The following is a 23,430-nucleotide window of genomic DNA, read 5'->3' as shown; positions in this document are numbered from 1 at the left end:
CATGTTTAATTCTCCGACCAATTAAGGCCGAATCACCTACACATTTACGAAACTTTGTTCAGTTTTCAAAGGACGACTTGTCCAAAAGACAACTTTAACATCCTAACATTTTGCATCTTTCCTGTCAACGATAAGTTTTCAGTTGCGTGCTTGTGTCAGCTCCGTTATTGCCTCAACGACGCTATTTATATTATCAGGCAGACCGCGTCCCGTCAACATTTTTCCACATTATTTGGCATTTGCGAACACTATCTGTCAAGGAAAATGGAACGTTTGGTTTCTTGAGATATTTTCGCGAAAATCCGCCGACAGCCGCATCGTATCGTGCGGAACTTTTCTAATGAAAAAAGCACCCCGAGTCGGAGTGCTTTGATCTAGATCATGGACGCAACGTCGGAAAAAGCAGAACGTCGCGAATTGAAGCCGCATCAGTCAGCAACATGACGAGCCGGTCGATACCAATGCCCAGGCCCCCAGTTGGCGGCATCCCATACTCCAATGCCTCGATAAAGTCTTCATCGATACCCTGCGCCTCGTCGTTTCCTTGCGTCTTTTCAGCTGCTTGGGCTTCAAACCGCGCGCGCTGATCGATAGGATCATTAAGCTCGGTAAAAGCATTGGCGTATTCGTTGCCGTGCATGAAGAGTTCAAAACGGTCCACAAAGCGCGGATCCTTTTGACTCTTCTTGGCAAGCGGTGAGATCTCGATTGGATGGCCGTAAATGAAGGTCGGCTGCGTCAAGGTCTCCTCGACAAACTCCTCGAAGAACGCATTGATGATATGGCCGGTCTTCCAATAAGACTCATAATGAACGCCATGAGCATCTGCGACCTTTTTCGCCTCGTCATCGCTCATTGGCTGCCAAAAATCAACGCCGGTCTTGGCCTTGATCGCGTCGACCATATGCACCCGCTGGAACGGGGCATCGAGATCGATCGCCTGACCTTGGTAAGTCACCTTACCCGTACCGAGGACCTTTTGCGCGGCGTAGCGGAAAATACCTTCCGTTTCGTCCATCACATCGGTCAGATCCCAGTAGGCGGCATATGTCTCAAGCTCGGTGAATTCTGGGTTATGTTTCGTGTCGATGCCTTCGTTGCGGAAGACACGCCCAATTTCATACACGCGTTCCATCCCACCGACGATGAGCCGCTTGAGATGAAGCTCCAATGCGATGCGTAGATAAAGGTCAATGTCCAGCGCGTTATGATGCGTAATGAACGGCCGCGCGCTGGCGCCACCTGCTTGGTTATGCAGTACTGGCGTTTCAACTTCGAGAAAATCATGGCCGTCCAGATATTCACGCACCGCGCTAATAATGCGGCTGCGCTTAACGAAGCGGTCGTAGCTTTCCTCATTCGAGATCAGATCCAAATAGCGCTGGCGATAGATCTGTTCAACATTCGTGAGCCCATGATACTTATCCGGCAACGGGCGCAATGCCTTGGTCAAAAAAGTCAGGTGCGTGGCCCGCACCGTCAGCTCACCTGCATCTGTTTTCATCATGTCGCCATCGATGCCGAGAAAATCACCGATGTCCGCTTGCTTAAACAGCTTGTAGTTCTCCTCGCCGACCACATCTTTGCGGACGTAGATCTGAATCTTGCCTGAGCGATCACGCAGATCGGCAAAGCCGACCTTGCCTTTCCCGCGTTTGGACATCATGCGCCCCGCGATCACCGTCTCCGGTGCCGCTGCCCCCAGTGCCTCTTTGTCCTCACCATCAAACTTGGTGTGGAGCTCAGCCGCCAAGTCCGTGCGGTCAAAGCGATGCCCAAATGGATCGATACCCGCTTCGCGTAAGTTATCCATTTTCTGGCGACGCGCGAGCATCTGATCGTTCAATTCTGCTTGTTCCTTTGCCAACGTGAACCCTCCGTTTCAGTTTCCTTTTTTGATAATGACGACTTCCCGTGGAAAAAGCAAGCGTCACCGGTATTTAGCGCTGTGTTTCCGCCTCGCGTTGCTCAGTTTCTTCAATAAAGCGGTCAAAAATATCGTCGACTTCTTGCTCTGTGTTCACGCTCATCGCGGCTGCTTTGGTGCGCGCGGCGTGCGGCACACCTTTCAGATAGTAAGCCGCCTGCGCACGAAATTCGGGTACGCCGATCTTTTCACCCTTTAGTTCAACGAGCCGATGCAGCTGCAATTTGGCCGTTTCGATTTTTTCACGTGGCGTCGGCTCCGGCTGAAGTTCACCCGTGCGAAGGTAGGCCTCGACTTGTGTCAACAGCCAGGGATTGCCCAGTGCGGCGCGGCCGATCATGACCGCATCCGCCCCAACTTCATCGATCATTCGCTTGGCGTCTTGCGGTGTCCGAACATCCCCGTTGCCCATGAACGGAATGGTCAGCTGCGAGGCCACCTCATGTAAAATATTCCAGTCGGCATGCCCGGTATACAATTGCTTACGGGTACGGCCGTGCATTGCCAGCGCACTGGCACCAGCACGTTCGGCAGCAAGAGCGTTTTCGACGGCCAAAATATGATCTTGGTCCCACCCTGTCCGCATTTTCACCGTCACCGGTTTATGCACCGCATCGACGACCGCCGCGACCATTTCGTAGACCTTGTTTGGATCCAGCAACCAATGTGCGCCAGCGTCCGTCTTGGTAACCTTGGGTACGGGGCAGCCCATGTTGATGTCAATGATATCCGCGGCCGTGTTTTGATCGATGAACTTCGCCGCGTTGACCAACGTCTCCTTAGTCCCGCCGAAGATCTGAATGGAGATCGGGTGTTCCCGCGGATCGACAAACAGCATGCTGAGCGTCTTTTGGTTGTGATACATGATGCCGCGGTCCGAGATCATCTCACACACCACGAGGCCTGCGCCAAACTCCTTACACGTCACGCGAAAGGCCGCATTTGAGATTCCGGCCATTGGGGCAACGACCACACGATTAGGAATGGTCACATCGCCAATCTGCCAACTTTGATCTGTTGTCATTTTTCTTCCTCCTGAGTCATCAATGCCGTTAATTCCGCTTCCGAATACTGGTAATGGGCCCCACAGAATTTGCAGACCGCTTCAGCGCCGTGGTCTTCATCGATCATCTGCTGCAGATCCTTGTGCGCCAAGGTCGCGAGGACTTCGGCAAAATGGGCCTTGCTGCAGGTGCACTGAAACGCGACCGGTTGGGTGTTCAGCACCTTGAGTGGCCGGGTGCCCAGCGTCCGCGCGGCGATCTGTTCTGGCGTCAGGCCCGCCTTGAGCATTTCCGACACCAGCGGCAACGTCTTGATCGTGGTCACGACCTCATCTAGTGCCGCATCCGTCGCATCGGGCAACGCCTCGACCAAAAATCCGCCGGCGTGGCCGATGGTCTCATCCCCGTTGACAAAGACAGACAGCCCGACCGCCGAAGGTATCTGTTCAGATTGGGTCAGATAGTAGGCAAAATCGTCCCCGAGCTCGCCCGAAACTAAGGCGACCTGACCCGTAAATGGATCGCCGACCCCAATGCTCTTGGTCACGACCAGCAAGCCGTTTTTCCCGACGGCCTGGCCCACATCGATCTTCCCAACCAAATTGAGGGGCAGATCGACATGCGGGTTTTCAATGTAGCCACGCACATTGCCATTTGCCTCGCCATCTGCCACGATCGCGCCGGCCGGGCCATCGCCTTTGATGCGGATCGTCAGGAGGTCATCGTCATCTTTGAGTCCGGCTGCACTCAGCAGCGCCGTCGCGACCAGCGTCCGCCCTAATGCGGCTGAGCTGGCCGGCCAGGTGCCGTGCCGCCGTTGCGCTTCCGCCACGGTCTGCGTCGCATCGACGGCGAACACCCGGAAAAAGCCGTCCTCCGAAACTGCCGTGATCAATTTATCTGCCATTTCTTTTGCCTCATTTCTTGCATTAAACGCCAATTATCATACCAGAAACTGTGCGCCGCGCCAAACCGGGGGCAACATCGCGGCCACAACTCCCGAAGCAGCGCATGGGACCCTAACTCAAAGAAACAGCCAAGTCAGTTCACCAAGTGCATTCAGGATAGCAAAAAAGCCAGCAAACTGCTGGCCTTTTTGTCGTCAAAAATTATTCTGGATCATGCGAGGCGTCGTCATCAGATGAAGTGCCATCGCCGGATGGCTGATCCCCTTTAACCGCGTTGAGGTAACCGCCATCAGAGGCACTGCCATCATCTGGCGTAGACGCGTCATCCGCATTTGTTGCAGTATCGACGTCATCGCTATCGGCGGTGTCGTCCGGTGAAAGAATGTCGTGATTTTCGCCGTCAGCATTTTCAGCCGCCTGCTTCTTGGCATCCTTTTTCTCCAAGGCCTTCTTTGCTTCCTCGTAGGTTGCGGCCTTTTCGCTAGGAAACTGATCCTTGTCCTTTTCTGGCATCTTGCCATCATTAAACAGGGACAGAATCTCCGCTTCGTCCAGCGTTTCGTATTTCAGCAACGCTTCGGCGATCAGCTTATGCTGTTCACGGTGACTCTCGATGATCTGGCGCGCTTGTTCGTGTGCTTCGTCGATGATGCGGCGGACCTCGTCATCGATCGCCGTTGCGGTATCCTGCGAGTACGCAGGCATCTGGCCATATTCGGCACCGACGAATGGGCCTTGACCTTGACGTTCCAAGGTCACAGTGCCGATGCGCTTGGACATCCCATACTGGGTGACCATACTACGCGCCAATTGTGTCGCTTGCTCAAAATCGTTAGACGCACCAGTTGCTTCAACACCGAAGACGATTTCTTCAGCAGTCCGCCCACCCATCAGGCCGGCGATCTGCTCCATCATTTCCTTCTTGGTCAACATGAACTGGTCTTCTTTTGGCAAGGTGATCGCATAACCGCCTGCGCGGCCGCGCGGAATGATCGTGACCTTGCGCACCACACGCGAGTCAGACAGGACCAACCCGATGATCGCATGACCTGCCTCATGGAAGGCCACCACATTGCGTTCCTTAGCTGGAATCGCACGGTCCTTCTTGGCAGGGCCGGCGATCACACGATCTTCAGCTTCATCGATATCGGCGGCGTCGATCTTGTCTTTACCGCGGCGCGCCGCGACCAAAGCCGCTTCGTTCAGCAAGTTTTCAAGATCCGCCCCGACAAAGCCAGGGGTCTGTTGGGCGATCACTTTCAGGTCAACGTCGTCTGCCAATGGCTTGTTCTTTGCGTGGACCTTCAGAATCGCTTCACGGCCCTTCACGTCAGGCTGACCGACCAAGATCTTTCGGTCAAATCGGCCCGGCCGAAGCAACGCGGGATCAAGGACATCGGAACGGTTGGTCGCCGCCATCACGATGACGCCTTCGTTACCCGTGAACCCGTCCATCTCAACAAGCAACTGGTTCAGAGTCTGTTCGCGTTCATCATGGCCGCCGCCCATGCCGGCGCCACGTTGACGGCCGACCGCATCGATCTCATCGATAAAGATGATCGCTGGCGCATTTTTCTTCGCGTTGTCAAACAGATCGCGGACCCGGGAAGCCCCGACCCCGACGAACATTTCAACAAAGTCCGACCCAGAGATCGAGAAGAACGGGACACCGGCTTCACCAGCGACCGCCTTGGCCAGCAATGTTTTACCAGTACCTGGCGGGCCCTCGAGCAAGACCCCAGCCGGAATGCGGGCGCCCAACTTCGAGAACTTACGCGGATCTTTCAGGAACTCGACGATCTCAACCAGTTCCTGTTTTTCTTCTTCGGCCCCGGCAACATCGGAGAAGCGGACCTTGTTGGCCTTCTTATCCGCCTGCTTGGCCCGGCTCTTGCCGAAGTTCATCACCCGCCCGTTGCCGCCGCCACCTTGGCCTGCCTGGTTCATCATGACGTAGAAGAAGATCATGATGGCGACCATCGGCAAAATGGTGATCAGAATCGTCAGCCAAGTGCCCGATTGTGACTCGGTAAGGGTATTCGTCTTGACGTCATTTTCGCTGGCTTCTTTTTGAATCGTCGCCAGAGTGGTGTCATTCGTTGGAATGTACACCGAAAACGACTTGGTGGTCGTGGTCTGCGACCCAAAAAGGCTCAGCGAGTTATTACTGCTGCTCGACTTCTTGGCTTCGCGGTATTCACCGGTCACCTTGTAGACGCCGCCAGACGGTTGCATTTCGAAGGATTTGATCTTGTTATCCTTCAACTCCGTCAGAAATTGGCTGGTCTGCAGTGTTTCTGTTGAGGTGCCATTGCTGCCGCGCAGGTACCAGGCAAACCCTGAGACCAATATGACGAACATGATCACATAGGTCAGGGTGCTGCCGAACAGCCCGTTTTGTTTTTTATTCATGCATAACCTCCAGCAACATTGATCGCCGCCGATGCGGCTTTAATGGGTTCATGATACACCAGTCGGGGCGTATCCGCTTATTCTTCTGCTTGGTACACCGCCGGCTTGAGCACCCCGATGTATGGCAGGTTGCGATATTTTTCCGCATAATCGAGCCCGTAGCCGACCACGAACTCATTCGGCACGGTGGTCCCGACATAATCCGCATGCACATCGACCACCCGACCCTCGGGCTTGTCCATCAACGCGCAGATCTTGATCGAGCGCGCATTGCGTGTGTTGAACAGCTTCTTCAGGTAAAAAAGGGTACGGCCGGTATCGACGATATCCTCGACGATCAACAGATCACGCCCAGAGACACTGGTGTCAAGATCCTTTAAGATCTTAACTTCACCACTGGATTCGGTGGCGTTGCCGTAACTCGAGACGTCCATGAAGTCGATCTCCATGTAATCGTCCACCGCCCGGACCAAGTCGGTCATGAACATGATCGCGCCTTTCAAGATGCAGATCACCAACGGATTTTTTCCTGCGTAATCCGCTTTGATCTGGTCTGCCAATCGCGCCGTGATCGCGTCGATGTCTTCTTTGGAATACAAAACTCTCAGAATATCGTCATTCATCATCCTGCCCTCGCTTCGCCTGCTTTGGTCGAAATGCTACTACATAAGAAAGTATATCAGTTAGCGGGCGTTGAAACAATTGACGAGCCGGGCTTTCCTGCACCCAAAATACCGTTTGGCCCTGTGTCGCCAGCAAGCACCCGGCGCGTTTTCGCGCTGGGACCTTTTGATCGATGAAAAACCGTCGCAGTAATTGGTGATGGCCATTAGGCAGGGCCACCTGATCCCCGGGGCGCCGGGTCCTGATCGTCACCGGGCCAGCAGGGGCAGGCGCCCAGCTGACCGCATCCGCCGGCACAGCCGAAAAGAGGCCGATCTCCCCCGCCGGAACCGCATGCCAGCGGTCATCCGGCATCAAGACAAGGTCCGGCACGACCGCGATCGGTTTGTTCACACTGTCACGCACCAACTGCCCATACTCGACCAGCAGCAGCTGGCCGCCGGCAATCAGGAACTGATGGCTACCGCCATGTTGCAGGGCGGCCAAGAGCTGCTGCTGCTGACGACTTGCAACCACCAGGTCCCACTGATCGAGCTGGGCCGTCAGCAACAGCTGCTGGACATTGGCTGGCTCGCTCAGAAGCGGTCGCCAATCCACCCCATTTGTGATCTGAAGTGGTGCGAGCATCGCCGCGGCCTGGCGCGACGCCAGCGTCAGCGCCCCGTCCAGTGTTTCGCTGAAATGTTGCCCATGCGCCGTGATCTGCGGAAAAAGCGTAGTCAGCCTGGGAATGACATCTTGCCGCAACGCGTTGCGCGGCACGGCTTGATCTTCATTACTTTCGTCTTCACAAAATGGCACGTGATGATTGGCTGCATAGTCGCGAAGGGTCTGTTTCGCCACACCCAATAACGGACGTAAAAGCGCCACCCCATCGCGCTCGGTGCGAGGTTTCATCGCGCGTACAGCCCCGAGGTTCCCAGATCGGCCCAGTTGAAGTAGCATCGTCTCCAATTGATCGTCGCGGTGCTGCGCCAATACCAGGAACTTGGCCTGGTGCATCGCCGCCGCCTTGGTCAAAAACGCATAGCGCGCCTCTCGTGCCGCAGCCTCGCTTGCATGTTGCGGATGCGCCGCAACGGGCCAGCTACCGGCGACAAACGAGACGCCTAGCTGGGCAGCATAGGTGGCAACGACTTGCTGCTCATGCTGACTCGTTGGCCGAAGCTGATGATCGAACTGGGCCGCCACCAATTTCAACGGTGTCCTGGCCCGTGCCAGCATCGTCAGCAAGACCATCGAATCCACCCCACCGGAAACGGCAACGACTAGTGTCGCATGAGGTGGCACCTGTAACTTCATCAACGCACGATCGATGCTAAACACGGCTGGCTCCTTTCGCAATGTAGGTCCCACTTTACCATGCTGAAAACGGGAAAACGTGAGGCTAAAGTCTGATTGTGGCACGCTGTCACATCGGCCATGAGATGCAAAAAGACGCGGAAAACTCAGCGTTTCCCGCGTCTTTATCAGCTGCGCCGACCGCCACGGCCGCCGCGCTTGCCTTCTGTGTTGCGACGAAGACTGCTGAGCCGTTCTTCGCTTTCTTTGAGATAGCCCGACATCAAGGAGTCAAAATCATCCTTCCCGCCGACCGGTTTGCGTGGGGCACGACTGCCACCACCGTTGTTGAACTCACGTCGCGGCTTTTGAAAATGATCCCCGCTCGGCCGATTGGAACTCGGTCGACTGGTATGCTCTGCTTGCGGCTTATCGACCGCTTTGCGAATCGACAGCCCAACTTTGCCATCCTTGATCGACATGACTTTGACAGTGACCACATCGCCGACCTTCAAAACGTCGTGGATATCCTTGACATATTCATCTGAGACTTCACTGATGTGGACGAGACCTGTCTGACCTTCTCCCAGATCGACAAAGGCGCCAAAATTCGTGATGCCAGTGACCTTGCCAGAAACTTTTGCGCCAACTTCAACTGCCATAGAAAAAGTGTTCCTCCTAGTGAATTGTGTCTTTCAGTATAGCACTTAGACCGATTTTCGCCTAGCGAATCAATGACCCGTGGTGACCATCCCGCCGTTAGTCAATCCGGGCAAGGTGAAAACGACCTCGCCTTGTTTCGAGACCAAATACTTCTGGCGGACCAACTTGGCAAGATAGTCCTCGTTCTTGAGCTGATCCACTTGAACCTTGAGTGCTGCGGTGGTTGCTTTGTGGGTGGCAAGGTCGCGCTTTGCGTGCGTGACCTGGGCTGTGCTTTCAGACAATGCCTGATGACTGGACGAAAGCGCGACGGCCCCGCCGCCGCAGATCGCGAGCAAAAGCGTCCCTAAGACCACCACGCGCCTTTGATGGACGCGATGCCGGCGTTTATCTGGTTGGCTTTTGACCGGCGTCTGTGATGGCTGACTCGTTTTGCCGGTAAATGGCTTGATCTTTGCCTGTTGCATAACCCTTCCCCCTTTCGCTTCACTTCATTAAGGCCAGTATAGCAAAATAGCAGCCGTCAGGTGTTACATTTTAATAACTTTCTTTATAGGTCTCGCTGACGATCTCGTACAAGCCATCAGCATCTTCTTTTTTCGTCGTCTCCGTCAGGGCAAGCACCTTCACCGTTAAGGTCTTGTTGCCAAAATTGATCACCAGCTGATCGCCAAGGTTGACGTCAGTGCTGGACTTGGCGATCTTGCCATTGATCGTGATTCGTTGCTTGTCCGCGATCTCTTTGGCGACAGTGCGCCGTTTAATGATCCGGGAAACTTTCAGATATTTATCAAGTCGCATACGTTTTCTCCTTTATGAATGACGCTGAAGCCAGCGGAGATAATGACGGCCAAAAGGCAAACTCATCACCTCGCGCGGGGTCAGCAGATGACACACAGTGGCCGCGGCCACAAAGACCAAGACGCCAAGCAGGGCCCCGCCCAGTCCAACAAGGCCAGCTGTCAGGCGGCCGGTCAGGGGCACGAGCAGGCCGGCGAAATGGACGACCAGCACCATACACCCAACGCTTGCAGCCAACTTCCACCCAAACCCCCGGCGCCGCTCCGGTAGCCAGGTCGCCGGAACCTGTACATAGATCAGATCCAGCATCAGACCCAGCGCCAGCACAGTGGCTGCGGCCGCGCCGGTCGTCCCAAAGCGCTGCGTCAACGGTGTGTTCAGCACAATTTTGACCACAAAGCCGGCCACGAGCGCCCAGGCGGTCCCGCGAATCCGTCCTGCACTTTGCAGCAAGGCGCTGTACGCATTGATCAGGCCCACCAACGCGATGCTGACCACATAAAACTGCAGCGCGACGGTACCGGCCGCATCGCCGAATAGCAACCAATTGATCGCCGGCATCAGCACGACCAGCCCGGCCGCCGCGGCGACGCTGATCGCAGCCGACAAATGGACGAGCTGACCCGCCACCTGACGAAATGCAGCGAGGCGCCGCTGACTGAGGGCGGCGGTCAATTTTGGCATCAGGGTCGCCGACAGCGCCGTCGCCACCACAAGGCCCAATTGAACCAAGGGCTGACCGCGATCATACACCCCTTTGAGGACCTTGGCCATGGGCAGGAGCACACCGCTTGCTGTCAGAGCCTTGGTCACGGTGAAGCTGTCGATCAGCTGCAAAATGATCAGCAGGGCCGCAAATAAGGCGATCGACCCACCTTCCGTGATGAACCGCCGAGCGAGCTGACCATACGCACGCCAGCCCGGCCATGCAAAATGCATCCCGCGCTGGCTCCGCGTCCAAGGCCGCCACAAAGACAAGATCGCAGCCGCCCCGCCGAAAAATGCGCCGCTCATTGCCACGGCGCCCATTTGGTAAACGGTCCAGTGCACCCGCAGCGCCCACCACGCGGCAAAAAGAATCACGGCCACACGCACGACCTGTTCAAAGACCTGGCTGATCGCCGTTTTGGTCATGTCGAAGGTGCCCTGGAAGTAACCCCGCGCCGTGGCGAGCAGCGGCATGGTCAAAAACATGAAGCCGACGACCTGAATCAACACCGCTAGCTCTCGGTCGCCCATCCAACCGGCGATCGTGTCCGCAAAGACCTGCATGGCCAAAAAAATCAGCCAGGATAACCACGTCAGCAGTACCAGCGAGCGATGTGCGACCGCGTGTTTTGCCAGCGGGTCCTTTGCTTCGGCGACCAATTTTGAGATGAATACCGGGTAGCCCGACAAGGCAAACGTCATCCCGATGCCGTAAAGCGGATAGACCTGTTGATACACGTAAAAGCCGGTGTCGCCAACCAGGTTTTGGAGCGGCACACGATACAAGGCACTCAAGATCTTGGCAATCAAAGAGGCCAGCGACAAGATCCACGCACCTTGGGCCACGGCATGTGCCGCTTTATTTTGCGTTGTTGGCATATGAGCGCCTCCTTGGTGGGCGAGTCGAGTGAGCAACTAAGCGGGGCCGCACGAGGTAAGCAACCGTGCTGAACTGGCCAGCGTGCCTAGCCCCACCGTTACTCGTCGCTGGTTGCCGGATCTGGGCTCTTTGCGCCTGCGACCGCCGCTGCCAGGGCCTGCAAGAAATTGGTCAGCTCTGGGAGCCATTCAGCCGGCGTGCTTTTTGGCGGCAGGACCAACATCACCGTCATTTTGCCCTCATCCAGCGCGACCCGCGCCTTGAGCTGCGTTGCGGTCAGCACTTTGAAAATAGGTTCACCCTGCATCAGCAAGGTTGCCTTTGGCCCGAGAATGATCGCGAGCTGGCTGCCGGTTTGGCTGACCTTTTCAACCAGGGCCTGATCAGCAAAGCGCTTCAGATGCGCGATCTTCAGCAAATTCGCAACTGACGCCGGATAATCGCCGAACCGGTCGATCAGATCACCGGTGAGCTCCTGTTCCTGCGCATCATTTTCCGTTTCGCGGACGCGCTTATACAGCTCGATCTTCTGGCGCGAGTCACTGACATAATCATCCGGCAAATAGGCTTCGATGTCGAGGTCGATCTCGGCGTCGGTCTTCGCTTGGACCTTCGTGCCGCGCTTCTTGGCCACCGCGTCATTGAGCATCTGGGTGTAAAGGTCATACCCGACCGCATCGATGAAGCCGTGCTGCGACGTCCCCAGCAGATTCCCGGCGCCGCGAATCGACAAGTCGCGCATTGCGATCTTAAAGCCGCTGCCCAGCTCTGTGAAATCCTTGATCGCCTGCAGCCGTTTTTCTGCCTCTTCGTTGAGCACCGCATTTTGCCGATACATAAAATAGGCATACGCAATGCGACTTGAGCGGCCGATGCGTCCACGCAACTGATAGAGCTGCGCAAGACCATAATGATCCGCATCTTCGATGATCAGCGTATTCACATTTGGCATGTCCACGCCCGTTTCGATAATTGTCGTGGTGACCAGAATATCGTAGTCGCCATGCAAGAAGTCGTAAATGACCCCTTCCAGCTGATTTTCCGTCATCTGGCCATGGGCATACGCGATCGAGGCCTCGGGCACCAGGGCCTGCAGCTGCGCCACGGTCCGCTCAATATCCGCGACCCGATTGTGCAGGTAAAAGACTTGGCCGCCGCGCGCCATTTCCCGCTCGATCGCCTCGCGCATCGCCCCGGCGTTTTGTTCCATCACAAACGTCTGAATCGGGAAGCGGTTGGTCGGCGGCGTTTCGATCACCGACAGATCGCGAACGCCCAGCATCGACATGTTCAGCGTCCGGGGAATCGGCGTCGCAGTCAGCGTCAGCACATCCACATTGGCTTTCAGCGCCTTGAGCTTTTCCTTGTGCTTGACGCCAAAGCGTTGCTCCTCATCGACGATCAACAGGCCAAGGTCGTGGTAATGCACATCCTTTGAGAGCAGGCGGTGCGTGCCCACCACAATATCAACGGTGCCATCCGCCAATGCCTGAATGGTCTCCTTGCTTTGCTTGGCCGTGCGAAAACGCGACAGCATCGCAATGTTCACTGGAAAATCGCTGAAGCGGTCCACCATCGTATCGTAATGCTGCTGGGCCAAGATCGTGGTCGGCACCAACAGCGCGACCTGCTTGCCGTTTTCCACCGCCTTGAACGCAGCCCGTAGCGCGACTTCCGTTTTGCCGAACCCGACATCCCCGACCAGTAGCCGGTCCATCGGCTTGGGTTTTTCCATGTCGTGCTTGATCTCTTTGATCGAACGCAGCTGATCGGGCGTTTCCGGATACGCAAACTCTTCATCGAATTGATGCTGCAGCGCATCATCCGGCCCAAAAGCGAATCCCGGTTCAGCCTCTCGTTTGGCGTAAAGTTTCACCAAGTCATCGGCGATGTCGTCGATCTTCGCCTGCACCTTGCGCTTGGTCTTTTGCCAGTCACTGCCACCCAGCTTGTTGATGCGCGGCGCTTTGCCTTCGCCGCCGACGTATTTTTGCACGAGATGGAGCTGGCTCACCGGAATGAAGAGCTTGTCCCCGCCCGAATACAAAATGGTGATGTAATCCTGATGCCTGCCGTCGACTTCCAGCGTCTGCATGCCGACATACTGGCCGATCCCGTGATTGACATGGACCACGTAATCGCCTGGCGTCAGCTCAGTATAGGAGCGCAACCGCTCGGCATTGGCCAGCGTCTGGTGCCGGGCCTTTCGCTTGGGTTGGGCATTGAACAGCTCGTGTTCGGTGACCACCACCCATTTTGAATCCGGCCACTCGAATCCGCTGGCCAGATTGCCTTGGACGAGTTGCAGGGTCCCAGGCAAAATGTCCGTCGCCGGCGAGATCACATTGTCGATCTCAAAATCCCGCAGCGTCTGACTGAACTTAGCCAAGCGATGCGCCGATTTTAATAAGAAGACAACCGTCATTTTCTGTTTCCGCCAGCGGTCCGCCTCGGTTTTCAGCAGCGGCATCTGACTGAAAAATTGGGGCACGTTGCGACTCGTGACATTGGTCAGACTGCTCAAGCGCAGGCTGCCCATCCCTTTTTGAAAAAGATTCAGGAACAAATGGGCATGTGTGCCTGTCCGCTCGATCTCCTGAACCGGCTCATTTGGTAGTGGGGCTGCCACCCGCCCGCCTTCCTGCAAACTCGCGGTCCAATCGAGGGTCTCTTGCAGCAGATTGACGTCGCTATCCAAAATGCGTGAATACTCATCATAGATCACCAAGGCGGCAGGCTGAATATAGTCAGTCAGATGTGTCGCCTGTGGATAGAGAACCGGCATATACAACATCAATTGATCGACCCGTTCGCCCAGCCGCAGCAGATCTGCCACCGCAAGCACGCCATCGGTCAACGCTTGCTTGGCCTCTTTGGTGTCGGCCTTAGCCTTCGCCGCCATGCCAGCTTTTTGCAGCCGCGCGCCGGCTTCTTGGAGTGTCTTGTCATCCGCGATCAGATCCGTTGCCGGCACAATGTCGATCGCATCCAAATTGGCGAGTGACCGCTGCGTGCCCATGTCAAAGCTGCGAATCGAATCGACTTCCGTATCAAAAAGCTCGATGCGCACCGGATCATCCTGATCCAATGGGTAAATATCAATGATGCCCCCGCGAATCGCAAACTGGCCCGGCGCCGCCACCAGTGCGTCCCGCCGGTAGCCCATGGCACTGAGCGTCTTCGCCAATGCCTCGGGTTGAATCTCCGTGTCCGCGTCGATGTGCAGCGTTGCTTCCTGCCAGCTGGCTTTTGGCACCAGCAGTCGCTTGAGCCCGGCCAGACTCGTCACCACGATGCCGGGCTGCCCAGCCGTCAGCCAGTTCAGCGTCGCAATGCGCTGACTGACCGTGTCTGGTGAGCTCACCGCCGCCTCTGCCGCCAGCACATCCTCGACCGGAAATGGCCACACCAAGTCGTCGCCGACCAGGTCTGTGAGGTCTGCGACTAATTCGTCAGCATGAAACCGATTGTTCTCGATCACCAACAACTGCTGGCCAGTCGTTTGAAGCGTCGCCGCCAAAAACACCGTCTTGGCCGAGCCACCGAGACCTGTCACCAAGTGCCGACCGCTCGCAAGCTTTGGCCACAAGCCGCGCAGCGGTGCGGCCGCTTGCATCATTTGAATAAGATCCATTCTTCACCATTTTTCTCTGGCTTCGCGTCACTTCTATCTTGCCGCATCACCGGCCACGCTATCTTGCACTTTATAATAGAAGAAACACGTTTAACAAAAATTTAGTTGTATCGATTCATCAAGCTTGCAAAGTCTGTGCCACCGATCCAGTCGACCAGGGCATCCCCGGCCTTGGCCATCCCGTTTTGCACCTCGATCACCTGGTCGCCCTTGAATGGCGTCAACACCCAGTCGACCACTTTTTGTTTTTGCGGATGCTGAATGCCGATCTTGAGGCGGAAAAAGTCCTGCGTCCCCAGCACATTAATGATCGACTTGATACCGTTGTGACCACCTGCGGAGCCGCGCTGACGCAGCCGGACCCGACCGATCGTCATATCCATGTCATCTTGGACGATCATGATCTCATCCAGGTCGAATTGGTAAAAGGCCTTGAGCTGGCCCACCGCGCGTCCCGAATCGTTCATGAACGTCAAAGGCTTCACGAGCATCACCTTTTCGCCGTCAATGACCCCGGTGCCCGTCATCGCGTCAAATTCATGTTTTCTGAGGGTAATGCCAAGCCGAGCTGCCAACGCGTCTACGGTCATGTACCCCACATTATGTTTCGTTCTTGCATATTGGCTTCCCGGATTGCCGAGACCCACGATCATCTTCATGACTATTTCCCCCTGTATACGCAAAAAGGCTGGAAAGTGCTCCTTCCAGTTTGCCGGTTTTCATTATAGCACGCCATATCGCGCCGGTCAGCGAAAGGCACCGTTGCGTCTCGTCGCTCAGGAAAAATAGCTTGCAAATGCCCTTCTATCAGCTGTGTCACGTCCGTCAGTGGGCACTGATCGCTGTGTGATTCAAAAATCACACAGTTCTCGCCAAATTTTTAATACAGCTTGTGCATCGAGTAACATGGTTGCTGTTTAATGACGCCTGTTTGCCGTCAAAACTGAAATGAAAGCGTCTGGCAAGAAGATGTAACACGTTGTTGAAATCGGTTTCTCTGTTGCTTAGATTTTGGTGAAACGCTTCACAGAAAGCCGGCATCACGGCGTTTATCAAAATGTAAAATAAACGCAAAGCCAGCGAAAATAGGCGTGAAAAGACGCGCGCACAATCTGCTTTGTGGTATACTGCTAAGTGAATTGCATAACTGCAAATAAGAAAGGATGATATCACCGTGGCAAAAGGAATCAAAGACCACCAGAAGGTACTTCTGGTCGGCGACGGCGCTGTAGGCTCCAGCTTTGCATATGCACTTGTTTTGCAGGGCATCGCTCAGGAAATCGGCATTGTCGATATTTTCAAAGATAAGACTAAGGGTGACGCGATCGATTTGAGCAACGCGCTCCCATACACTTCGCCAAAGACGATCTATTCTGCAGAATACTCCGACGCAAAGGATGCAGACGTTGTTGTCATTACCGCTGGCGCCCCACAGAAGCCAGGCGAGACCCGTCTTGACCTCGTTAACAAGAACCTCAAGATCTTGAAGTCCATTGTTGACCCGATCGTTGAGAGTGGTTTCAATGGGATCTTCGTCGTTGCAGCCAACCCTGTTGACATTTTGACCTATGCGACATGGAAGCTTTCTGGTTTCCCGAAGAACCGTGTCATCGGTTCCGGTACTTCTTTGGACACCGCCCGCTTCCGTCAGTCCATCGCTGAGATGGTCGGCGTTGATGCGCGTTCCGTCCATGCTTACATCATGGGTGAACACGGCGACACCGAATTCCCTGTATGGTCCCATGCCAACATCGGTGGTATCAAGATCTCCGAATGGGTCAAGGAACATCCAGAAATCGATGAGAGCAAGCTTGTTGACATGTTCGAAAACGTCCGTGACGCTGCTTACGAGATCATCAAGCTGAAGGGCGCGACCTTCTACGGTATCGCAACTGCCCTGGCCCGCATTGTTCAGGCCATCCTTGACGATGAAAATGCTGTTCTGCCGCTGTCTGTTTACATGGACGGCCAGTACGGTCAGCATGACATCTACATTGGCTCCCCTGCTGTGATCAACCGCAACGGGATCCAAAACATTCTTGAGATTCCTCTGACTGACCATGAACAAGAATCCATGGACAAATCAGCGACCCAGCTCAAGAAGATCATTACCGACGCTTTCGCTAAGAACGACATCGAAACTCGTCAGTAATCTGGGTTTTCAAAAATCGCCTCACTGCTTCGGCAGCGGGGCGTTTTTTTGTGGCCACATCCCGAGAGTCCGCCTGGTCGTATGCGGTATCGGCACACCGATCATTTTTCACCTGTTTGTATTTTCCCCCACCGCTTTCGGCAAAATGTGCGCATAATAGACAGGGCGCTGGCGCCACATGAGAGAATGGCGAGAATTTGCGTTTTTTTCGTCGTGAACCGAGGCGGAATGCTTGCGCAACAGCTTGACTATGGTATCATAAAGGAAGATTAGAGATTTTTAATAATTACGTGGAAACGCACGATGGAGGTCCGCTTATGTTAATCAAGTCATTGGTGCTCAAAAAGGAATTCCTGACGACTGTCAAAGAGACCGTCACGCTCGAAGAAGCCCTGAAAGTCCTCGAAGACTCCGGCTTCCGCTGCGTGCCGATTCTCGACGAGAGCGGTCAGATCTTCCGTGGCAATATCTATAAGATGCACATTTATCGGCACAAGTCACAGGGCGGCGACATGAGCTTGCCGGTCACCTACCTGCTGAAAAACGCGACCAAGACGATCCCTGTCAATGCGCCGTTCTTCAAGGTCTTCTTCAACATCAAGGACCTGCCATACATCGCAGTGCTCGATGAAAATGCCAACTTCTACGGGATCTTGACCCACGCGAAGTTGCTGTCGATGCTGAGTGAAAGCTGGAATATCGACGTTGGCTCGTATGTGCTGACCGTGATGTCTACCGGCGAGCGCGGCGACCTGGCGACCATGAGCAAGATTCTCGCCAAGTACGTCTCGATCTCAGGGTGTTTGACCTTGGACGCCAAGCGCGACGAATTCGTGCGCCGCACCTTGTTCACCCTGCCAGCTGGCACTGACGAAAACACGCTGAACGAGATCGTCGCAAAACTTGAAAAGAAAAACTTCCGTGTCGTTGAGATCGATGACCTCCAATCCGGCCAACCGATTCGCGTGGATGAAGAACTTTAATTGCACTTTGCCTCGACTGCGGCCGGGGCTTTTTTTGACGAAAGCTTACAGTTCTCGCAACCGATTCTTAACTTGAACGTGCGATGATGACAGCATCTGGAGGAAAAATAGGATGAAAAAGATCGTCATCTGGTTGCGACTCTTATTGGTACTTGCCACCTTGCTCATCAGTGGCATCGTGGTCGGCTTTTACGCATTCGGGGTCGGGGCTTTTGCCATTGAACAATACCCCGTGCTTGGCTGGGTCTTTTGCGTCGGCGTCACACTGGCGTTTGCGAGTTTTTACGCCGTGATGATCACGGCCTGGCAATATTTGACCCAAGCGCTGGCTGGCTCAGTAATCTCAGACGCAAACACTGTCTCGGCTGCCCGCAATGCCCTAGCGCATGCAACACAGCACCTCGCGCAGGCTCTTTTTGCCCTGGTCGGTGGGGCGCTGATCGGCCTGCCGATGATCATCGCCCTGACCATTCAACAAGAGGCGCTGGCTGTTCTCTTCATCTATATTGGCGTGATCGGCCTACCGCTTTTGCTCGGGAGCCTGTTTTGGCTTCAGGGAAAAATAGGGGCGCGTGACTGACGGTTGGGCGTCCCACCATCCCGCGGGCCTGCGCACCCTGAATCAAAAAAACACCGAAGCGCTGGCCTCGGTGTGTGATCTTAGTCAATGTGTTGGGGCCGACAAGCGGCGCTATTTTTGGCCCATGACCTTGGCAAAATGAACGGCGCGGTCGATGGCGGCCATCACGACGGCCCCGATGATCATGATGATCACCTCAGAGGCAATCAGGGTCAGATAGGTCATGCCAAACGCGGCGGCGTTGAGATGGCCGGTGATCGCGATCTCGATGGCGATCAGTACCATCGTCAGCGACATGATCACGGTGTTCAGCGCCATTTTTTGCCAAAGCTTTGGCAGATGCGGCGCCAGCCATGCGACCAGCGCCAGTCCAATCAGACTCTGCGCACCGCCGAACAGGACGTCCAGCCAGTGCATCGGCGAAAAGATCGCGTTATAAAGCCCGACGCCGAGCACAACGCCCCAGAGATAGCGGCGGTCAAACACCACCAGATGATTGAGCATTTCTGAAATACGAAATTGAATCGCGCCGCTGGCCAGACTGAATGCGCCTGGCACCACAGATAAAACGACATAAAGTGCGGCCACGATCGCGTTGACCACCAATGTCAAAACTTTGCGCTGCATGAATAGACCTCCTAGTTTTTTTATGTGGGATGGATTTCGAACCACGAGTAATTAGTTTACCACCCGGGCCGCTGACCGACCAGCGCGTGCGGGCATTATTTCTGCAAACTGCCCGGTTTTGGTGTACGCTTAAGAGGTGCCACCCTATTTTAGTGACACCCACTTACCGCGACCGCGACTTGAACAATATTTTCAGTCTCGTTTGATAGGCTGGGCCCACGTGCGGCAATCGCCAGTGCGCGCCGTCCGTCTTTCGCGGAAAAACAATTATATAAGGAGTGACGTCTATGTCAGAAGCGATCGCATATCGCCTCAAACAGATCATGACGGCCGAGCACCTCAGCTTGACGCAGACCGCCAAATTGATCGGCATCTCACCATCGAGCATGCGTAAAGTGCTCAAAGATGCTGAAATGAGCCGACCGATCACATTTAAGATCAACCGTTTTATCGATGCACACCCAGTCCAATCCACCGCGGCGCACCAGTTCACTATCTTCCAGACTAATGCGGATGGAACCACCACCAAGGAGACCGAGACCGTCCCTGCGGCCACCCCGACCCGCCGGCCAAAACAAGCCGCTGCGAACGAGGCGAAAACAGAGACCACGAAGCCCGCTGCGGCGCAAGAAAAGCCCGAACCAAAACAGGCCCAGAACCAACCTGCGAAAAAGCAGGAAAACAAGCCGGCGACACGCAATGCGCAAAAGCCGACGCAACCAGCACCTAAAACAACCGCAGCGACCAAGTCCGAGCCACAAAAATCGCAGACAACCGGCCGCCGCACTATAGCCAAGCCAACTGCAGCCAAGAGCCAAAATCAAACACAAAACCAGCCGCAGACCAGAAGTCAACAACAGGCCCAAAAGCCGGCCCAGACTCAAAATCAGAATCAGACGCAAAAACAGAGCCCCGCGCAAAACCAAAATCAGAATCAGAGTCAGCAAAAAAATGCGACCCAACTGAATCGCCCAGCCCAGTCGACCCCGGCTACGCAAAACCGGCCGTCCGCCGCGTCACCAAAGCCGGCCACCTCGTCCGCCAGCCAAGCAGTCCAGCCCACAAAACAGGCCGCTGACAAGCAAGCACAGCCGACCCAAAATGCGGCGCCTGCTCCAAAGACACGTCGCAGTCGGCGTAGCTCACAAGAGACCGAGGCCAAGTCGACCCCGACGGCACAGACACAGACGCGCCGCAACACCACGAGTCACCCTGCCCCAAAGCATGCGCCAAATCCGGCCAGGCAACCTGCAGATGGCGAGCGCGCCGTGCCAGGCTTTGTCGATACCGGCGCCACAACGCGCAACAACGGGCGCAGCACCCAACCGCGTTCGACCACCGCGCAAAACGCGCAGGCCTCGCAGACTCAACAGCCCCAGAAGCCGGCTTCTGCACAACAATCCGCCGCCAACGCGACCAACCCAAGTGCACCTCAGTCCCAGACGCCGCGCACCGCAGCGACGGCCGCTACCCAATCCGTCGCACCAAAAACCACGGTGCAATCAACTCCGGCCAGTGCCGCCGCTTCAACGTCCTCGACCGTATCCGAAGCAACGCAGACCGCATCCGTTGCGCCGCGTTCAACAACGACCCCGGCCATCAATCAGGCCAAAACGCCTGTTGTGCAGCCTGCTTTGAGGAAGTTGCACGCGCCAAACGAACTGCAGATCTACATGGACGAGTCTTTTGCCAACGGAAATGACTACCAGCGCAGTATGTACGTTGGTGCGACGGTCACCGACCCAAGCAACCAGGCGGCGCTGCAGCACTTCAGCGACACCCTTTACCCATTCGGCTGGCAACCAGGCGATGAGGTCAAGGCCCGCGGGAAAAATCGTGACCAGATTCAAACCATGTTGCTGCACGCAAAACATGAGAGCGCACAGACTTTCTCAATCTATTCGCCGCTCAGTGACGCTGGCAATTTTGCCATGAGTTTTGGAATCATTTTCCCATATCTCGCCGCCTTACTGCGCATCCTTGGTCAGTACGACAACACGCCGGCCAAGGTGCACGTCACCTTGGATCAGCGCAGCGAGATTCATGACGACCAGCTCGGCCTGGCCGCCCGCATGATGCACGCCTATCTCAAAGCCCAAACTGGCAAGGATGTCATCTTTATGATGCGCACCACCGATTCGCGCAACGAATTGGGCGTTCAATACAGCGACTTCATCAGCCACGCCGCCATGACCTTTGGCACCGCCGGCCAGGACGTCTCTGTTTGCGGCATCAAGCGCCTCGATCCAGTCGGCAGTCGCCCCGGCGATCAGCTCGTGCTTTACGCCATGGTCGGCCTGCAGAAATACCTGCTCGACGACCGCCCGCAAGGCACCCAGCCGGCAAGCTACCAGAGCCCAATTTTGAACATTGCCGCTCAGCTTTTCCGTCTTGCGACTAAAGCGACGACGATGGCCAACGTGCCCGATGAGACCTTCACCCAGGCCAAATTGGTCGTGACTCAGCTCCTGCAGGTCGTCCCGTCTGCCATCAACGGCGCCATCAACAAGATGCCATTCCAGAACTGGTTCGACATCTGCTCCCGCGCGACCGGCATTCTGCACTACACCGACGAGACGTTGCCAAAGCTCAACCCCGATCCGGATACCCTCCAGATTGCAAACGATGCGTTGAACAACATCGCGACCCTGCTGGCGCGTTAAGCTTTTTGAAAAATAGTGCTCCGACGGTCCGTCATGTGCGGGCCGTTTTTGATTCGGCCGATCGCCCTCAGAATCAAAAAACCGGGCCCGCAAAATGCGTCCCGGTGCTACTGTCTATCGATGCATGAAAAATCAGCAGTATTGGCGGCCGTGGAAGTGAAGCCCGCCGCCTTACACCTGCCGAATCCCAACCGAGATCGCCAGTGCCTGATCCACCGCGATCATTTTTGCCTGCGACAACGTGGTCATCTTATCCTGCAGGCGCTGCTTGTCGATCGTCCGAATCTGTTCCAGCAAGACGACTGAATTGCGCTCGATTCCGTCGACGCCTTCCACCAGACCCACATGCGTCGGCATTTTCGGCTTGTCGATGCGCGACGTGATGGCCGCGACGATCACCGTGCGACTGTAATGATTGCCGACATTGTTTTGAATCACCAAGACGGGCCGACTGCCACCTTGTTCGGAGCCCACGACTGGCGAGAGGTCAGCAAAGTAGACATCGCCGCGTCGCACTTCCTCTTCTGCCATGTGCCGGGTCCTCTTTTCCTTCAGTTATCGAGCGCTGCCGCTTCGCTTTCGCACGCGTTGAACTCGCTACAGATCTCCTCGTTCAGCTCAGCCATTTCGCGGTAGCCGTTGATCAGGCGCGCCCGCATGATCGCATCCGCGTGACTCGCGACAAAATCGCGCACTAAATCATCGACAAACGCGTCGACCGCCATATCATGTGCCTGGCAATAGGCTTCGATCTGAGCATTAGTCGTCTCATCCCAATCGACATTGAGCGCCAATTTCGTCATGAGCGGATCCTCCCGAATTCATTTTCTTCATCTTAGCACATCCACCGCGTGCGTCAATTGAAAGGACTCGAAGGACGGCGGAAAGGAAGGAGGAAATCGTTTCGAAAATTTGGCTCATCAAACACGTCCGTACGCATTTAAAGGAAATTGCCATATTGTTATTTATTGTTGGCGCGTCCTCATTTATACAAGTCAATATTTTTATCTATTCGTTCTTTTAAAGCCGGAATCTCTGGTATACTAGTGCCACACAGTAGAGCGGTGATCCCTCAGGAGGAGATAATGCCAATGCAGTGAAACACTCTGCAAGCGCTGAGATCTTTGAGAAAAGAGGATCTTTGTCCCTGTGGCCCATTCGGTCATAGAGGCTCTCGCGTTCGCGTTGACCCTGGTATCCCTGCTTCGGCAGCTGCTAGGAGAAGGCCTGGGGTTGCTGATCATTTCGGCCGCCTGTATTCTGGCTTGGCGCGATCTTGCGAGAGTCTGGCATGTAAAGTAAGTCGCCAGACACAAAAAGCCGCTTCCCATTCCAAAAGTTAGCGGCTTTTTGTCGAATTAACCAGCGGGATCACCATACTGTGAGAGAGTTTACTCTCGAAGGCGCGGTTCGCTCCGCGCTCTTTTTGTCTGCTCTTGTATGATCATCATCTCTACAATTAGAGTAACATGGACGACCGTAATTGTCACCAGCATGTCGAGGAAGGTGAACTACTCGGCCATAAATGACCGAGCTTCTGGGAACACCGCTGACTTACACATCCAGCACTAAGCTTTTTGTGC

Annotated in this window: 19 protein-coding genes and 1 riboswitch; of the genes, 4 read left to right on the top strand and 15 right to left on the bottom strand. The window is 55.2% G+C overall.

Annotation, left to right across the window (positions count from 1 at the left end; translation table 11 throughout):
* Positions 1–379: 379 nt before the first annotated feature.
* From lysS to pth, 12 genes are all read right to left on the bottom strand, one after another.
* Positions 380–1,867 (bottom strand): lysine--tRNA ligase, encoded by a 1,488-nt coding sequence (gene lysS / locus JUE67_RS11830; RefSeq protein ID WP_203628519.1) that lies wholly within the window; start codon positions 1,865–1,867, stop codon positions 380–382.
* A 73-nt stretch (positions 1,868–1,940) separates the two neighbouring features.
* The gene (gene dusB, locus JUE67_RS11825) at positions 1,941–2,951 is read right to left on the bottom strand and encodes a tRNA dihydrouridine synthase DusB (protein ID WP_125698530.1); all 1,011 of its coding nucleotides are present in this window, start codon (positions 2,949–2,951) and stop codon (positions 1,941–1,943) included.
* On the bottom strand, positions 2,948–3,838 hold the full coding sequence (gene hslO / locus JUE67_RS11820) for an Hsp33 family molecular chaperone HslO (protein WP_203628520.1): 891 nt from the start codon (positions 3,836–3,838) through the stop codon (positions 2,948–2,950). The genes dusB and hslO overlap by 4 nt, the downstream gene beginning before the upstream one ends.
* Before the next feature lie 202 nt (positions 3,839–4,040).
* Positions 4,041–6,251: an ATP-dependent zinc metalloprotease FtsH gene (ftsH, locus tag JUE67_RS11815; protein WP_203628521.1), complete on the bottom strand. Its 2,211-nt coding sequence runs from the start codon at positions 6,249–6,251 to the stop codon at positions 4,041–4,043.
* 77 nt (positions 6,252–6,328) lie between these two features.
* Positions 6,329–6,874: a hypoxanthine phosphoribosyltransferase gene (hpt, locus tag JUE67_RS11810; protein WP_203628522.1), complete on the bottom strand. Its 546-nt coding sequence runs from the start codon at positions 6,872–6,874 to the stop codon at positions 6,329–6,331.
* Positions 6,867–8,201, bottom strand: coding sequence for a tRNA lysidine(34) synthetase TilS (gene tilS / locus JUE67_RS11805; protein ID WP_203628523.1), 1,335 nt, complete (start codon positions 8,199–8,201; stop codon positions 6,867–6,869). The genes hpt and tilS overlap by 8 nt, the downstream gene beginning before the upstream one ends.
* 143 nt (positions 8,202–8,344) lie before the next feature.
* Positions 8,345–8,818 (bottom strand): S1 domain-containing RNA-binding protein, encoded by a 474-nt coding sequence (locus tag JUE67_RS11800; RefSeq protein WP_203628524.1) that lies wholly within the window; start codon positions 8,816–8,818, stop codon positions 8,345–8,347.
* A gap of 69 nt (positions 8,819–8,887) precedes the next feature.
* Entirely contained in the window at positions 8,888–9,286 is a 399-nt protein-coding gene (locus tag JUE67_RS11795) for an FtsB family cell division protein (protein WP_203628525.1), read from the bottom strand.
* A 70-nt stretch (positions 9,287–9,356) separates the two neighbouring features.
* Positions 9,357–9,620 (bottom strand): RNA-binding S4 domain-containing protein, encoded by a 264-nt coding sequence (locus tag JUE67_RS11790; protein WP_203628526.1) that lies wholly within the window; start codon positions 9,618–9,620, stop codon positions 9,357–9,359.
* Between the two features lie 12 nt (positions 9,621–9,632).
* Positions 9,633–11,207, bottom strand: a complete 1,575-nt coding sequence (locus tag JUE67_RS11785) for a polysaccharide biosynthesis protein (RefSeq protein WP_203628527.1) — start codon at positions 11,205–11,207, stop codon at positions 9,633–9,635.
* Between the two features lie 98 nt (positions 11,208–11,305).
* Entirely contained in the window at positions 11,306–14,842 is a 3,537-nt protein-coding gene (gene mfd, locus JUE67_RS11780; protein WP_203628528.1) for a transcription-repair coupling factor, read from the bottom strand.
* Positions 14,843–14,943: 101 nt separating this feature from the next.
* Positions 14,944–15,501: an aminoacyl-tRNA hydrolase gene (gene pth / locus JUE67_RS11775; RefSeq protein WP_203628529.1), complete on the bottom strand. Its 558-nt coding sequence runs from the start codon at positions 15,499–15,501 to the stop codon at positions 14,944–14,946.
* A 515-nt stretch (positions 15,502–16,016) separates the two neighbouring features.
* Between pth and JUE67_RS11770 the strand changes: the two genes are divergently transcribed.
* The 3 genes from JUE67_RS11770 (at position 16,017) to JUE67_RS11760 (ending at position 18,557) form a co-directional block, all read left to right on the top strand.
* Positions 16,017–16,994 (top strand): L-lactate dehydrogenase, encoded by a 978-nt coding sequence (locus JUE67_RS11770; protein ID WP_125697852.1) that lies wholly within the window; start codon positions 16,017–16,019, stop codon positions 16,992–16,994.
* 317 nt (positions 16,995–17,311) lie between these two features.
* Positions 17,312–17,977: a cyclic di-AMP binding protein CbpA gene (gene cbpA, locus JUE67_RS11765; RefSeq protein WP_125697850.1), complete on the top strand. Its 666-nt coding sequence runs from the start codon at positions 17,312–17,314 to the stop codon at positions 17,975–17,977.
* 112 nt (positions 17,978–18,089) lie between these two features.
* Entirely contained in the window at positions 18,090–18,557 is a 468-nt protein-coding gene (locus tag JUE67_RS11760) for a hypothetical protein (RefSeq protein ID WP_203628530.1), read from the top strand.
* Positions 18,558–18,668: 111 nt separating this feature from the next.
* Here the strand turns inward: JUE67_RS11760 and JUE67_RS11755 are convergent, their stop codons facing one another.
* Positions 18,669–19,184 carry a QueT transporter family protein gene (locus JUE67_RS11755; protein ID WP_203628531.1) on the bottom strand — a complete coding sequence of 172 codons (516 nt, stop codon included), beginning with the start codon at positions 19,182–19,184 and terminating at the stop codon, positions 18,669–18,671.
* Positions 19,185–19,189: 5 nt separating this feature from the next.
* A riboswitch (PreQ1 riboswitch) is annotated at positions 19,190–19,235 on the bottom strand.
* A 236-nt stretch (positions 19,236–19,471) separates the two neighbouring features.
* Between JUE67_RS11755 and JUE67_RS11750 the strand changes: the two genes are divergently transcribed.
* On the top strand, positions 19,472–21,847 hold the full coding sequence (locus JUE67_RS11750) for a hypothetical protein (protein ID WP_203628532.1): 2,376 nt from the start codon (positions 19,472–19,474) through the stop codon (positions 21,845–21,847).
* Between the two features lie 171 nt (positions 21,848–22,018).
* On the opposite strand, the gene JUE67_RS11745 is transcribed toward JUE67_RS11750, so the two are convergent.
* Together JUE67_RS11745 and JUE67_RS11740 are read right to left on the bottom strand one after the other, a co-directional pair.
* The gene (locus JUE67_RS11745) at positions 22,019–22,378 is read right to left on the bottom strand and encodes a type II toxin-antitoxin system PemK/MazF family toxin (protein ID WP_203628533.1); all 360 of its coding nucleotides are present in this window, start codon (positions 22,376–22,378) and stop codon (positions 22,019–22,021) included.
* Positions 22,379–22,398: 20 nt separating this feature from the next.
* Positions 22,399–22,650 carry a hypothetical protein gene (locus JUE67_RS11740; RefSeq protein ID WP_203628534.1) on the bottom strand — a complete coding sequence of 84 codons (252 nt, stop codon included), beginning with the start codon at positions 22,648–22,650 and terminating at the stop codon, positions 22,399–22,401.
* Positions 22,651–23,430 lie beyond the last annotated feature (780 nt).

Source organism: Lacticaseibacillus mingshuiensis, from assembly GCF_016861785.1.
GTDB classification, from domain to species: Bacteria; Bacillota; Bacilli; order Lactobacillales; family Lactobacillaceae; genus Lacticaseibacillus; species Lacticaseibacillus mingshuiensis.
Note: the sequence above shows the minus strand (reverse complement) of the source record. Positions and strands in the feature narration are given on the sequence as shown.

Coding starts and splice junctions, on each gene's coding strand:
- dusB (WP_125698530.1), bottom strand. CDS start 2,951: ATGACAACAGATCAAAGTTGGCAGATTGGCGATGTGACCATTCCTAAT.
- hslO (WP_203628520.1), bottom strand. CDS start 3,838: ATGGCAGATAAATTGATCACGGCAGTTTCGGAGGACGGCTTTTTCCGG.
- ftsH (WP_203628521.1), bottom strand. CDS start 6,251: ATGAATAAAAAACAAAACGGGCTGTTCGGCAGCACCCTGACCTATGTG.
- hpt (WP_203628522.1), bottom strand. CDS start 6,874: ATGAATGACGATATTCTGAGAGTTTTGTATTCCAAAGAAGACATCGAC.
- JUE67_RS11800 (WP_203628524.1), bottom strand. CDS start 8,818: ATGGCAGTTGAAGTTGGCGCAAAAGTTTCTGGCAAGGTCACTGGCATC.
- JUE67_RS11795 (WP_203628525.1), bottom strand. CDS start 9,286: ATGCAACAGGCAAAGATCAAGCCATTTACCGGCAAAACGAGTCAGCCA.
- JUE67_RS11790 (WP_203628526.1), bottom strand. CDS start 9,620: ATGCGACTTGATAAATATCTGAAAGTTTCCCGGATCATTAAACGGCGC.
- JUE67_RS11785 (WP_203628527.1), bottom strand. CDS start 11,207: ATGCCAACAACGCAAAATAAAGCGGCACATGCCGTGGCCCAAGGTGCG.
- mfd (WP_203628528.1), bottom strand. CDS start 14,842: ATGGATCTTATTCAAATGATGCAAGCGGCCGCACCGCTGCGCGGCTTG.
- pth (WP_203628529.1), bottom strand. CDS start 15,501: ATGAAGATGATCGTGGGTCTCGGCAATCCGGGAAGCCAATATGCAAGA.
- cbpA (WP_125697850.1), top strand. CDS start 17,312: ATGTTAATCAAGTCATTGGTGCTCAAAAAGGAATTCCTGACGACTGTC.
- JUE67_RS11760 (WP_203628530.1), top strand. CDS start 18,090: ATGAAAAAGATCGTCATCTGGTTGCGACTCTTATTGGTACTTGCCACC.
- JUE67_RS11755 (WP_203628531.1), bottom strand. CDS start 19,184: ATGCAGCGCAAAGTTTTGACATTGGTGGTCAACGCGATCGTGGCCGCA.
- JUE67_RS11750 (WP_203628532.1), top strand. CDS start 19,472: ATGTCAGAAGCGATCGCATATCGCCTCAAACAGATCATGACGGCCGAG.
- JUE67_RS11745 (WP_203628533.1), bottom strand. CDS start 22,378: ATGGCAGAAGAGGAAGTGCGACGCGGCGATGTCTACTTTGCTGACCTC.
- JUE67_RS11740 (WP_203628534.1), bottom strand. CDS start 22,650: ATGACGAAATTGGCGCTCAATGTCGATTGGGATGAGACGACTAATGCT.